This window comes from Pseudomonas sp. ESBL9, from assembly GCF_036668715.1.
Classification (GTDB): Bacteria; Pseudomonadota; Gammaproteobacteria; order Pseudomonadales; family Pseudomonadaceae; genus Aquipseudomonas; species Aquipseudomonas lundensis.
In genome coordinates, this window is record NZ_JAZEVV010000009.1 from 136,735 (window position 1) to 148,485 (window position 11,751).

Sequence of the window (11,751 nt, forward strand, 5' to 3'; positions counted from 1 at the left end):
CTGTCACAGACGGTCGCTGCATCCGCGTCGCAGTCGGCGGTGGCGGCTACAGGGTTAAGGTTTACTGAATTGATTGAATGGCGCGCCCAGGTGCTGGACGCGTTTTAAGACTGCTTGGAGGTCGAATTGGACAAGAATATGAAAATCCTCATCGTTGATGATTTTTCGACGATGCGGCGGATCATTAAAAACCTGCTGCGTGACCTGGGGTTCACCAACACCGTTGAGGCCGACGATGGCACCACGGCGATACCGATCCTCAATCAAGGTCATATCGACTTTCTGGTGACTGACTGGAACATGCCGGGCATGACCGGCATCGATCTGCTGCGCCACGTGCGCGCGGATGAAAAACTCAAGCACATGCCCGTGCTGATGGTGACGGCCGAAGCCAAGCGCGAGCAAATCATCGAAGCGGCGCAAGCCGGTGTTAACGGCTATGTCGTCAAACCGTTCACTGCGTTGGCACTCAAAGAGAAGATCGAAAAAATCTTCGAACGCATCGGTTGATCGACTCGCCACGGGGGCGTTATGGAGCATAAAGAGGCTAGCCAGGGCGATTTTGAATCGACCTTGAAAAAACATGCTCGCGAGTTGGTCGACAGCCTTGAAAAAGGCCAGTTTGGCGACGCCGTGCAGCTGATTCACGAATTGAACCAGACGCGCGACCGGGGCCTGTACCGCGAAGTCGGCAAGCTGACGCGCGAGCTGCACAGTGCAATCGTCAACTTCCACATTGACCCGCACATGCCGCAAGCCGAAGAAGTGTCGCAGATCACGGATGCCACGGAACGTTTGTCGTATGTTGTGCGCTTAACGGAAGCGGCGGCCAACCGCACCATGGACCTGGTGGAGAACAGCACGCCCGTGGTCAATGGCCTGGGCGCTGAAGCCAAAACCTTGAGCGCAGAGTGGGGGCGTTTCATGCGTCGCGAGCTCAGTGCCGAGGAGTTTCGGGATCTGGCACGTCGGGTTGACGGTTTTCTGACGCGTAGCGAAGAAGAAAGCCACGTGGTCGCCGCCAACCTGAACGACATTTTGCTGGCTCAGGATTACCAGGACCTCACCGGTCAGGTGATCAAGCGGGTCACGCAGCTGGTGACTGAAGTTGAAAGCAATCTGCTCAAACTGGTGTTGATGGCCAGTCAGGTTGACCGTTTCGCAGGGATCGAGCATGACCGCGAAGCACTGCGGGCAGAAAATAATCCGCAAAAAAACCTGGCGCAGGGTGAAGGTCCGCAGATTTATGCCGATAAGCGTGATGACGTCGTGTCCGGTCAGGACGATGTAGACGATTTGCTTTCAAGTCTTGGATTCTAAGGAGCACGTACATGAGCTTCGGCGCCGATGAAGAAATCCTTCAGGATTTCCTGGTTGAAGCCGGCGAAATTCTAGAGCAGTTGTCCGAACAACTGGTCGAGCTGGAAAGCCGACCGGATGATGCCGACCTGCTCAATGCAATTTTTCGCGGTTTTCACACTGTAAAAGGGGGCGCCGGCTTCCTCCAGCTCAACGAGCTGGTGGAGTGCTGTCACATCGCCGAGAACGTGTTCGACATCCTGCGCAAGGGTGAGCGACACGTCGATTCGGAGCTGATGGACGTGATCCTGGAAGCGCTGGACGCGGTCAACGGCATGTTCAGTGAAGTGCGCGAGCGCGCACCGATCACCGCCGCGACGCCGGAGTTGCTGGCTGCCCTGGCGCGCCTGGCCGAGCCCGCAGCGGCACCCGCCGCCCCGGAGCCCGTGGCCGTGGCGCCTGCGCCAGAACCGGTGGCCGCAGACAGCGGTGACATCACCGATAACGAATTCGAGCTGTTGCTGGACTCGGTCAAGGCGCAAGCGGCAGCGGGCGGGGCGGCGACGCCTGTGGCCACGCCTGAGCAGGCGGCGACATCCGCCCCGGGCAGCGACGAAATTTCTGACGCCGAGTTTGAGTCCCTGCTGGACCAATTGCACGGCAAAGGCCAGTTTGCGCCGGACGCCGTGGCTGCGACGCCCGCTGCTCAACCGGTGGAACCGGCCGCGCCCGCCAGCAACGAAATCACCGACGACGAATTCGAAGCCTTGCTCGATCAGTTGCACGGTAAAGGGTCGTTCAGTGCCGATGCACTGGATGCCTCTGCCCCTGCGGCACCAGCGGCACCAGCGGCTGCCGCGCCGGCTGATGCGGCACCGGGCAACCCGAACCACATCACCGACCACGAATTTGAATCGTTGCTCGACGAGTTGCACGGCAAAGGCACGTTCACGCAAGTCCCTGCCCAGCCGGCTGCGGCCAAGCCCGCGCCAGCGCCTGCAGCGGCCGCCGCCGTGGCAAGCAAGCCTGAACCGGCAGTGCGCCCGGTCGCCCCGGCCCGCGCTGTAGCGGCCCACCCGGACAAACCGGCGGCTTCGGAAGCAGAAACCACGGTGCGGGTCGACACGGCGCGCCTGGACGACATCATGAACATGGTCGGCGAGTTGGTGCTGGTGCGTAACCGTCTGGTGCGCCTGGGCCTCAACAGCAATGACGAAGCCATGTCCAAGGCGGTGTCCAACCTCGACGTGGTGACCGCCGACCTGCAAACCGCGGTGATGAAGACCCGGATGCAGCCGATCAAGAAAGTGTTCGGCCGTTTCCCGCGGCTGGTTCGCGATCTGGCGCGTCAGCTCAAGAAAGAAATCACCCTTGAGCTGGTGGGCGAAGAAACCGACCTGGACAAGAACCTGGTCGAGGCCCTGGCCGACCCGCTGGTCCACTTGGTGCGCAACGCGGTCGACCACGGTTGTGAAACCCCGGAAGAACGCGAAGCGGCAGGCAAGTCCCGTTGCGGCAAGGTGATCCTCTCGGCCGAACAGGAAGGCGACCACATCCTGCTGTCCATCTCCGATGACGGCAAAGGCATGGACGCCAATATTCTGCGCGGCATTGCCGTGAAGAAAGGCCTGATGGACAAGGACGCCGCCGATCGTCTGAGCGAGTCCGACTGTTACAACCTGATTTTTGCGCCGGGCTTCTCGACCAAAACCGAGATTTCCGACGTGTCGGGCCGTGGCGTGGGCATGGACGTGGTGAAAACCAAAATCGCCCAGCTCAACGGCTCGCTGAACATCTATTCGACCCTGGGCCAGGGCTCGAAGATTGTGATCAAGGTGCCTCTGACCCTGGCGATTATGCCGACCCTGATGGTGATGCTGGGCAATCAGGCGTTCGCCTTCCCGCTGGTCAACGTGAACGAGATTTTCCACCTCGACCTGTCGCGCACCAATGTGGTGGACGGCCAGGAAGTGGTGATCGTGCGCGACAAGGCGCTGCCGTTGTTCTACCTCAAGCGCTGGCTGGTGGCTTCGGCTGCCCACGAAGAGCAGCGTGAAGGGCATGTGGTGATTCTGTCGGTGGGCACGCAGCGCATCGGTTTCGTGGTCGATCAGTTGGTCGGTCAGGAAGAAGTGGTCATCAAACCGTTGGGCAAAATGCTCCAGGGCACGCCGGGCATGTCGGGCGCCACCATTACCGGTGATGGCCGTATTGCCTTGATTCTGGATGTGCCGAGCATGCTCAAACGCTACGCCGCACGGCGTATTTGATTCTGGTGGAGCGGGGCGGTTGCGTCCCGCGCCGCCTAACGGAGTGTTTATGGTAGTCAAGGTCCTGGTGGTGGATGATTCTGGTTTTTTCCGCCGCCGCGTCTCGGAGATTCTGTCCGCTGACCCGACGATTCAAGTGATCGGCACCGCCACCAATGGCAAAGAGGCGATTGATCAGGCGCTGGCGCTCAAGCCGGACGTGATCACCATGGACTACGAGATGCCGATGATGGACGGCATTACCGCCGTGCGCCACATCATGCAAAAGTGTCCGACCCCGGTGTTGATGTTCTCTTCCCTGACCCACGAAGGTGCCCGCGTCACGCTGGATGCACTGGACGCCGGGGCCGTGGATTTCCTGCCGAAAAACTTCGAAGACATTTCGCGCAACCCCGATAAGGTCAAGCAACTGCTGTGCGAGAAGGTGCACACCATCTCGCGCAGCAACCGCCGTTTTTCCAGCTACAGCGCACCCCAGCCGCACACCCCGACGCCCGCGCCACGCCCGGCGGTCAGCGGTTTTGCGCCAGCGGGCACGCCTGCCACCCCGGCACCGACCCGCACCACGCCGATTGCCAGCCGCAGTGCGCCCGCCCCGGCGGCCACCGCGAACTCGCCAGCGCCCAAGCGCAAAGCCTACAAATTGGTGGCGATTGGCACCTCCACGGGGGGGCCGGTGGCCTTGCAGCGGGTATTGACCCAGTTGCCAGCCAACTTCCCGGCGCCCATCGTGCTGGTGCAGCACATGCCTGCGGCGTTCACCAAGGCGTTTGCCGAGCGGTTGGACAAACTGTGCCGCATCAGTGTGAAAGAAGCCGAAGACGGCGACATCCTGCGTCCGGGCCTGGCGCTGCTGGCGCCGGGGGGCAAGCAAATGATGATCGACGGGCGTGGCGCGGTACGTATCCTGCCGGGCGATGAGCGTCTGAACTACAAACCGTGTGTGGACATCACCTTCGGTTCAGCGGCCAAGTCCTACGGCGATAAAGTGCTGGCGGTGGTGTTGACCGGCATGGGCGCCGATGGCCGCGAAGGCGCGCGCCTGCTCAAGCAGGGCGGCAGCAACGTCTGGGCGCAGGACGAGGCCAGTTGTGTGATCTACGGCATGCCCATGGCCATCGTCAAAGCCAACCTGGCGGACGCGGTGTACAGCCTGGATGACATCGGCAAGCACTTGGTCGAGGCGTGTCACTGATGGATGTACTGAGCCTGATCGGCATCATCATGGCCTTCGTGGCCATCATCGGCGGTAATTACCTTGAAGGCGGTCACCTGGGTGCGCTGGCCAATGGCCCGGCGGCCCTGATCGTGCTGGGTGGCACCATCGGCGCCGCGTTGTTGCAGTCGCCGTTGAGCGCGTTCAAGCGCGCCATGCACACCGTGGTCTGGATTTTCTTCCCGCCGCGCATTGACCTGGCGGGCGGCGTGGACCGCGTCGTCAACTGGAGCCTCACCGCGCGCAAGGAAGGCCTGCTGGGCCTGGAAGGCGTGGCAGATGCCGAACCCGACGATTATTCGCGCAAAGGCTTGCAGTTGCTGGTGGACGGCGCCGAGCCCGAAGCGATTCGCAGCATTCTGGAAGTCGATTTCATGACCCAGGAAAGCCGCGATATCGAAGCCGCGAAAGTGTTCGAAAGCATGGGCGGCTATGCGCCGACCATCGGCATCATCGGTGCGGTGATGGGCTTGATCCATGTGATGGGCAATCTGGCCGACCCGACACAGTTGGGCAGCGGCATCGCGGTGGCCTTTGTCGCCACCATCTATGGCGTGGCCAGTGCCAACCTGATTCTGTTGCCCATTGCCAGCAAGCTGAAGTCGATTGCCATGCGCCAGTCGCGTTACCGCGAAATGTTGCTCGAAGGCATCCTGTCGATCGCCGAAGGTGAGAACCCGCGTTCCATTGAGTTGAAGCTTCAGGGCTTCATGGATTAATGGAGAGTTTGCGCTATGTCCCGTCGCCGTCGGCAGCCTGAAGAACACGTCAATCACGAGCGCTGGCTGGTGTCCTACGCGGACTTCATCACCTTGTTGTTCGCGTTTTTTGTGGTCATGTACTCGATCTCATCGATCAACGAAGGCAAGTACAAAATCATCTCTCAGGCGCTGGTGGGGGTGTTTAACGACGCCGAACGCACGCTCAAGCCCATCCCCATTGGTGAAGAGCGGCCATTGACCATCCAGCCGGCCAAGCCCCTGGTCAAAGACAGCGACCAGACGGACGCCGGGCTGGGGCAGATCAACCGCGATCCGCTGAAAACCATCGCCGATGACATCACCCAGGCGTTTGGCGACCTGATTGCGTCCAACCAGTTGACTGTGCGCGGCAATGAGCTGTGGGTCGAGATCGAACTCAACTCCAGCCTGCTGTTTGGCAGCGGCGATGCGATGCCCAGCGACGTGGCGTTCAGCATCATCGACAAGGTGGCGGCGATCCTCAAACCGTTCGATAACCCGATTCACGTCGAAGGCTTCACCGACGACTTGCCGATACGCACGGCGCAGTACCCCACCAACTGGGAACTGTCGTCGGCCCGTTCGGCGAGCATCGTGCGCATGCTGGCCATGCAAGGGGTCAACCCGGCCCGCATGGCGTCGGTGGGCTATGGCGAGTTTCAGCCGGTGGCCAATAACGCCACCCCCGAAGGCCGTGCGCTGAACCGGCGGGTGGTGTTGGTGGTCTCGCGCAACCTGGATGTGCGCCGTAGCCTGACCGGTACCGGAACCGCGCATGCAACGCCCGATGCGGCCTTGAAGCGTGCTGGCACACAAACTGCACCGCCGGTATCAACGCCGCCGGTTCGCGGGAATGCCGTCAATTCTCCGTCGCCGGCCCTTTAACTGAATGCCAATTCTCGGCCAGGGCGTTTTGCCGCCGGGAGGAACACGCTAATGAGAGTCTGGGCAGTAGCCAATCAAAAAGGTGGCGTCGGTAAGACCACCACATCCATTGCACTGGCCGGTTTGCTGGCCGAGGCGGGCAAGCGCGTGGTGGTGGTCGATCTGGACCCCCACGGCTCGATGACCAGCTACTTCGGTTATGACCCCGATGCCCTTGAGCACAGCAATTACGACCTGTTCCTGCACAAGGGGCAGGTGCCTGAAGGCTTGCCGGGGCAACTGTTGCTGCCCACCAGCAATGACCATATTTCCCTGCTGCCGTCGAGCACGGCGCTGGCCACGCTGGAGCGTCAGTCGCCGGGCCAGAGCGGCCTCGGTCTGGTGATCGCCCGCGCGCTGGCGCAGCTGTGGCAAGACTACGATTACGCGATCATCGACAGCCCGCCGTTGTTGGGCGTGTTGATGGTCAATGCGCTGGCGGCCAGCCAGCAGTTGGTGATCCCGGTGCAGACCGAGCATTTGGCGGTCAAGGGCCTGGAGCGCATGGTCAACACGCTGGCGATGATTAACCGCTCGCGCAAGCAAGAGCTGCCGTTCAGCATCGTCCCGACCTTGTTCGACCGCCGCACCCAGGCGTCCATGAGCACGTTGCGGGTGTTGCGCGATCTGTACCCCGACACCATCTGGCAAGGCTACATCCCCGTGGACACGCGCTTGCGCGATGCGAGCCGGGCGGGCCTTGCGCCGTCGCAATTCGATCCCAAGAGCCGGGGCGTGGTGGCCTATCGCGCCTTGCTCAAGCACCTGCTCAGCCGCCAGCTGTCGCCGCAGGTGGCCTGAGGTGCGCATGCATTCAAGTAACAAAGTAATACGGCCGATAACCTTCAAAGGCTACGCGAGCGAGTACGGGATGTGGGTCACGTTATGAAGCAACCTGTAATGATTCCTACGCGTCCGCAATTGGCGTTGCAGTCGTACCTCGACGGTTTGTTGCAAGAGGCCACGCAAGAGCTGTTGTGGGTCGAGCCCGAGCCAGAACCGATCGCGCCGTTGCCCGTGGCCGAACCGGTTGAACTCGATGACTTTGCCGCCGCCGTGCTCGAAGAGCAGGTGCGCGATGCGGTGGTGGTGCCTGCGGTGGTGGTGCCGTTGCGTGCGCCGGACGTCGTGCCCGCCGAGGCGGCGAGTGTGGCCGACACGCCCGACGCCGTGGCCCAGCCGCTGGTGCAGCCGCTGGTGCAGGTGCACCTGCCCGCTACGCCGGGCGGTCAGGCGCCCGTGCACAGCGCCGGGCGCCCGGCCTGGGCCGCCGAGCCCTTCGAGTGCCTGTTGTTCGATGTGGCCGGGCTGACCTTGGCCGTGCCGCTGGTGTGCCTGGGTTCGATTTATTCGCTGGCCGGCCGTGAGTTGACGCCATTATTTGGCCAGCCGGACTGGTTTCTCGGCATTCTGCCGAGCCAGAGTGGCAACCTCAAAGTGCTCGATACGGCGCGCTGGGTGATGCCCGACCGCTACCGCGACGATTTCCGCGAAGGCTTGCAGTACGTGATATCGGTTCAGGGCTACGAATGGGGGCTGGCGGTGCATCAGGTCAGCCGTTCGTTGCGCCTGGACCCCAGTGAAATCAAATGGCGCACGCAGCGTGGCCAGCGGCCATGGCTGGCGGGCACCGTGATCGAACACATGTGCGCGCTGCTGGATGTGGCCGAACTGGCCGAGCTGATCGCCAGTGGTGCGGTCAAGCATATGAGCAAGGCGGCGTCCGTGCCACAGACGTAACACAACATAACGACCGGGCCCATGGCGCGGTCAGACAGCACACTCGCCGCTTAAGCGGTATTTAGTCAGGGGTTTGGGGTATGAATCAGTCAAGTGCAAAGGCGTCGTCCGAAGATCCGATCCTGCAATGGGTTACCTTCAAGCTGGACAACGAGTCCTACGGCATCAACGTGATGCAGGTGCAGGAAGTGTTGCGCTACACCGAAATCGCACCTGTGCCGGGTGCGCCTTCCTACGTGTTGGGCATCATCAACCTGCGCGGCAACGTGGTGACGGTCATTGACACCCGCCAGCGTTTCGGCCTGATGAACGCCGACATCACGGACAACACGCGCATTGTCATCATTGAAGCCGACAAGCAAGTGGTCGGGATTCTGGTCGACAGCGTGGCGGAAGTGGTTTACCTGCGCCAGTCTGAAATCGAAACGGCGCCGAACGTCGGCAACGAAGAGTCCGCCAAGTTTATCCAGGGCGTGTGCAACAAAAACAACGAACTGTTGATTTTGGTTGAGCTGGACAAAATGATGAGCGAAGAAGAATGGTCGGACCTGGAGAACATCTGATTGATGCTTGAGGTGGCGGTAATAGTCCTGGGCCTGTTGTGGGGGCTGACGGTGTGGATGTTCGTGTCCTACGTTCGCAGCCAGCGCCTGATCGCGGCGCAACAGGCCGCGGGGGATGCGCTGCGTGATCAGCGCATCAAGGAGCTGGGGCGGCGGCTGGACACCTACCAGAATGGCAGCGTGCAAATGGGTGAAGACTTGCATGAACTGCGTGCGGTGGTGGCACCGTTGCCCGAGAAACTCACCCAGCTGGAACAGCGCGACCCGACCAGTCTGTCGTTTTCCCAGGCGGCGCGCCTGGTGGGCATGGGCGCCAGCATCGACGAACTGACCGAGTCCTGCGGCCTGACCCAGGCCGAAGCCGAGCTGATGAGCAAGATGCACAAAGGCTAACCGTAAATACGCGTGGGTGTTGGCTGCGATCTTTTAATCATAAAAAGTTCGCAGCCTTCTATGCGCGTCGCAAGTTTTTCGATCTGCACGCGGCGAATAAAAGCCAACTGGCCGAACAGGCACTGCACTCGATTGGCGGCCTGTACGAAGTTGAGCGCCAGGCGCGCGAGATGAGTGATGAGGATCGCCGCCGAATACAGCAAGAAAAAAAGCAGCGCCGTTGGCGAAAGCACTGCACGAGTGGATGCTGCCTCATCGCGATCTTGTGCCCAACGGATCAGCAATAGCCAAAGCCTTGGATTACTGTCTTAAACGCTGGGTAGCGCTGACGCGCTACCTGGAAGACGGTGCTGTGCCTATAGATATCAATGCCGTCGAAAACCAGATCAGGCCATGGGTTCTTGGGCGTTCCAACGGGTTGTTCGCCGGTTCGTTGCGCAGCGGTAAGCGGGCGGCGGCGATCATGAGTCTGATCCAATGGGCGCGTATGAATGGGCATGATTCGTTTGCATACCTGAAGGATGTGCTGGCACGACTGCCGACACAGCGGGCACGTGAGATTGGGGAGTTGTTGCCACACAATTGGAGCCACCCTTGATAGCCCGGATAGGTAAGGATGCTTTCATCACACGGATAGAAAAAAGGAAGATGCCATGGACGCAGTAATCCGGCTTGCCAAACTTGCCGATATCGATGCGATTTTTAAGATTCGAACCAGTGTTCGGGAAAATCACTTATCTCAAGATCAGTTAACGGAGATAGGCATAACGCCTGAAGCTATAAGTCAGGCAATTTCAGAGACTCCGTGCACTTGGGTCGCGGAGGTCAGTGGTGTTCCAGTCGGTTTTTCGATGGTCGATATTGAAGAGGGTTGCGTGTTCGCGGTCTTCGTCTTGCCGGAATTCGAAGGGTACGGATTGGGGCGCAATCTGATGTACAAAGCAGAGACTTGTCTATTTCAACGCCATCAGAAGATATGGTTAGAAACCGCTGAAGCAAGCCGTGCGAGCGGATTCTATAGAAAACTTGGCTGGCAGCCCGTGAAAAACCTACCGGAAGGTGACATTCGTTTTGAGAAGCAACTGAAGTAAAGCGAGAATAAAGGTATCGAGACGGTAAGATGGGCGCCCGGCCAATTGCGCAAGGTATGTTTGGCGGACGTACGCAAGATTGAGTACGCGAAAGCGCAGGTACGGGCCAGGCTTGAACATCCGTTTCGCGTGATCAAGCGTCAGTTTGGCGATACGAAAGTGCGCTTTCGTGGCGTGTCTAAAAACATCGCGCAACAGGCCACGCTATTTGCCTTGTCTAACCTTTGGATGATGCGAAAGCGGTTGTTGGGTATGGGTGAGCTGCGCCCGTAATGCGAGTTAATTGCCCTGGAAAGGCACGGTTATTGGAAATAATCATGAGTGAAGGGCCAAAAGGTCTGAATTACTCGGCCGAGCTAGATTTTTGAACCCTCGGGCAGCGAGGGCCGCAAGAATCAGTGAGTATTTCAGACCCTCCCTAGCGTGATGGGGGCTTGAGTAGTTCGACGTTAAGCGAAGGCGCTAAGGATGGTCTGAAGTAGGCCGCTATTTTTCGACTGCTGAGCCATAGGTGCTTTCAAAAAACGGCAGCCGTTCAAAACCGATCACGTCTGCCGCCTATTCCATCCATTTTTTCCGCTGAACGCTCCTCGCAGCAGCTATTTCCCTCATTACGGACGCACCTCTCCTGCGCTGGAGAGCAAATATCGACGCGCCATCCAAAGGTTCGACAGGGCGAACAGCGTCACCATCTGAGCAGTGTTTTTCACCAAGCCTCGGAAACGCACTTTCGTATAACCAAACTGACGCTTGATCACTCGAAATGGATGCTCAACCTTGGCGCGAACCTGGGCCTTGGCTTTCTCGATCTTGCGCATCGCTTTGTACAGCGCGCAGCGTTTACCGTGTTTTTTGTAGGTACTGCGCCGGGCTGCAATCTGCCAGATGACGTGGCGTCCCGCATGCTCTTCGCGCTTCTCGACACCGGTATAGCCTGCATCGGCGCAGACCACGTTCTCAGCACCGTGTAGCAGTTTGTCGACTTGGGTTATGTCCGCGACGTTGGCCGCAGTGACCACCACGCTGTGCACCAGCCCTGACTCATCGTCGACACCAATGTGAGCTTTGGCACCGAAGTAATACTGGTTACCTTTCTTGGTTTGATGCATCTCCGGGTCGCGTTTGCCGTCCTTGTTCTTGGTCGAACTGGGCGCATGAATCAGCGTGGCATCGACGATGGTGCCTTGTCGCAGCGACAAGCCACGGTCGCCCAGATAGCCATTGATCACGCCGAGAATACCAGCGGCCAACTCGTGCTTTTCCAGCAGGCGACGGAAGTTGAGGATGGTAGTTTCATCTGGGATCCGCTCCAGGCTCAGACCGGAAAACTGGCGCAAGATCGTCGTCTCGTACAGCGCTTCTTCCATCGCAGGATCGCTGTAACCGAACTGTAGTGGTCAACTTATCCCGGACACGACTTTAAGTTTTTCCTCGGCCCGCGCTGGAGCCAACCCATCGTTGAATTGATGAGGCCTAATCCAATTGTAGCGATGCATCAAAAAATGGCTGATATCG

The 11,751-nt window shown here is 59.7% G+C and carries 11 protein-coding genes and 3 pseudogenes; 13 read left to right on the plus strand and 1 reads right to left on the minus strand.

Going from position 1 to position 11,751, the window contains the following annotated elements; all coding sequences use genetic code 11:
• Nucleotides 1-138 precede the first annotated feature (138 nt).
• The 13 genes and pseudogenes from V6F78_RS20685 to V6F78_RS20745 form a co-directional block, all read left to right on the plus strand.
• Nucleotides 139-510: a chemotaxis response regulator CheY gene (locus V6F78_RS20685; RefSeq protein WP_162199707.1), complete on the plus strand. Its 372-nt coding sequence runs from the start codon at nt 139-141 to the stop codon at nt 508-510.
• Nucleotides 511-531: 21 nt separating this feature from the next.
• Nucleotides 532-1,320, plus strand: a complete 789-nt coding sequence (locus V6F78_RS20690) for a protein phosphatase CheZ (protein ID WP_047294505.1) — start codon at nt 532-534, stop codon at nt 1,318-1,320.
• Nucleotides 1,321-1,331: 11 nt separating this feature from the next.
• Nucleotides 1,332-3,569 (plus strand): chemotaxis protein CheA, encoded by a 2,238-nt coding sequence (locus V6F78_RS20695; protein WP_332728101.1) that lies wholly within the window; start codon nt 1,332-1,334, stop codon nt 3,567-3,569.
• A 49-nt stretch (nt 3,570-3,618) separates the two neighbouring features.
• Nucleotides 3,619-4,764: a protein-glutamate methylesterase/protein-glutamine glutaminase gene (locus V6F78_RS20700; protein WP_047294500.1), complete on the plus strand. Its 1,146-nt coding sequence runs from the start codon at nt 3,619-3,621 to the stop codon at nt 4,762-4,764.
• Nucleotides 4,764-5,504, plus strand: coding sequence for a flagellar motor protein (locus tag V6F78_RS20705; RefSeq protein ID WP_047276173.1), 741 nt, complete (start codon nt 4,764-4,766; stop codon nt 5,502-5,504). The genes V6F78_RS20700 and V6F78_RS20705 overlap by 1 nt, the downstream gene beginning before the upstream one ends.
• A 15-nt stretch (nt 5,505-5,519) precedes the next feature.
• Nucleotides 5,520-6,410 carry a flagellar motor protein MotD gene (gene motD, locus V6F78_RS20710; protein WP_332728104.1) on the plus strand — a complete coding sequence of 297 codons (891 nt, stop codon included), beginning with the start codon at nt 5,520-5,522 and terminating at the stop codon, nt 6,408-6,410.
• A 51-nt stretch (nt 6,411-6,461) separates the two neighbouring features.
• The gene (locus V6F78_RS20715) at nt 6,462-7,250 is read left to right on the plus strand and encodes a ParA family protein (protein ID WP_047276175.1); all 789 of its coding nucleotides are present in this window, start codon (nt 6,462-6,464) and stop codon (nt 7,248-7,250) included.
• 84 nt (nt 7,251-7,334) lie between these two features.
• On the plus strand, nt 7,335-8,189 hold the full coding sequence (locus tag V6F78_RS20720; protein ID WP_332728107.1) for a CheW domain-containing protein: 855 nt from the start codon (nt 7,335-7,337) through the stop codon (nt 8,187-8,189).
• A gap of 80 nt (nt 8,190-8,269) precedes the next feature.
• Nucleotides 8,270-8,752: a chemotaxis protein CheW gene (locus tag V6F78_RS20725; RefSeq protein WP_047275901.1), complete on the plus strand. Its 483-nt coding sequence runs from the start codon at nt 8,270-8,272 to the stop codon at nt 8,750-8,752.
• Nucleotides 8,753-9,145 (plus strand): DUF2802 domain-containing protein, encoded by a 393-nt coding sequence (locus V6F78_RS20730; protein WP_047275900.1) that lies wholly within the window; start codon nt 8,753-8,755, stop codon nt 9,143-9,145. It begins immediately after the preceding gene.
• A gap of 59 nt (nt 9,146-9,204) precedes the next feature.
• Nucleotides 9,205-9,743 (plus strand): annotated as a pseudogene (locus V6F78_RS20735) (IS66 family transposase); the annotation flags it as partial.
• A 55-nt stretch (nt 9,744-9,798) separates the two neighbouring features.
• Nucleotides 9,799-10,236 carry a GNAT family N-acetyltransferase gene (locus V6F78_RS20740; RefSeq protein ID WP_332728109.1) on the plus strand — a complete coding sequence of 146 codons (438 nt, stop codon included), beginning with the start codon at nt 9,799-9,801 and terminating at the stop codon, nt 10,234-10,236.
• Between the two features lie 72 nt (nt 10,237-10,308).
• Nucleotides 10,309-10,509, plus strand: a pseudogene (locus V6F78_RS20745) (IS5/IS1182 family transposase); the annotation flags it as partial.
• Nucleotides 10,510-10,847: 338 nt separating this feature from the next.
• Here the strand turns inward: V6F78_RS20745 and V6F78_RS20750 are convergent.
• Nucleotides 10,848-11,624: pseudogene (locus V6F78_RS20750) on the minus strand (IS5 family transposase); the annotation flags it as partial.
• Nucleotides 11,625-11,751: the final 127 nt, after the last annotated feature.

Excerpts from the sequence above, each read along its gene's own strand:
- V6F78_RS20715 (WP_047276175.1), top strand. The coding sequence starts at position 6,462 with ATGAGAGTCTGGGCAGTAGCCAATCAAAAAGGTGGCGTCGGTAAGACC.
- V6F78_RS20690 (WP_047294505.1), top strand. The coding sequence starts at position 532 with ATGGAGCATAAAGAGGCTAGCCAGGGCGATTTTGAATCGACCTTGAAA.
- motD (WP_332728104.1), top strand. The coding sequence starts at position 5,520 with ATGTCCCGTCGCCGTCGGCAGCCTGAAGAACACGTCAATCACGAGCGC.
- V6F78_RS20700 (WP_047294500.1), top strand. The coding sequence starts at position 3,619 with ATGGTAGTCAAGGTCCTGGTGGTGGATGATTCTGGTTTTTTCCGCCGC.
- V6F78_RS20740 (WP_332728109.1), top strand. The coding sequence starts at position 9,799 with ATGGACGCAGTAATCCGGCTTGCCAAACTTGCCGATATCGATGCGATT.
- V6F78_RS20725 (WP_047275901.1), top strand. The coding sequence starts at position 8,270 with ATGAATCAGTCAAGTGCAAAGGCGTCGTCCGAAGATCCGATCCTGCAA.
- V6F78_RS20685 (WP_162199707.1), top strand. The coding sequence starts at position 139 with ATGAAAATCCTCATCGTTGATGATTTTTCGACGATGCGGCGGATCATT.
- V6F78_RS20695 (WP_332728101.1), top strand. The coding sequence starts at position 1,332 with ATGAGCTTCGGCGCCGATGAAGAAATCCTTCAGGATTTCCTGGTTGAA.
- V6F78_RS20720 (WP_332728107.1), top strand. The coding sequence starts at position 7,335 with ATGAAGCAACCTGTAATGATTCCTACGCGTCCGCAATTGGCGTTGCAG.
- V6F78_RS20705 (WP_047276173.1), top strand. The coding sequence starts at position 4,764 with ATGGATGTACTGAGCCTGATCGGCATCATCATGGCCTTCGTGGCCATC.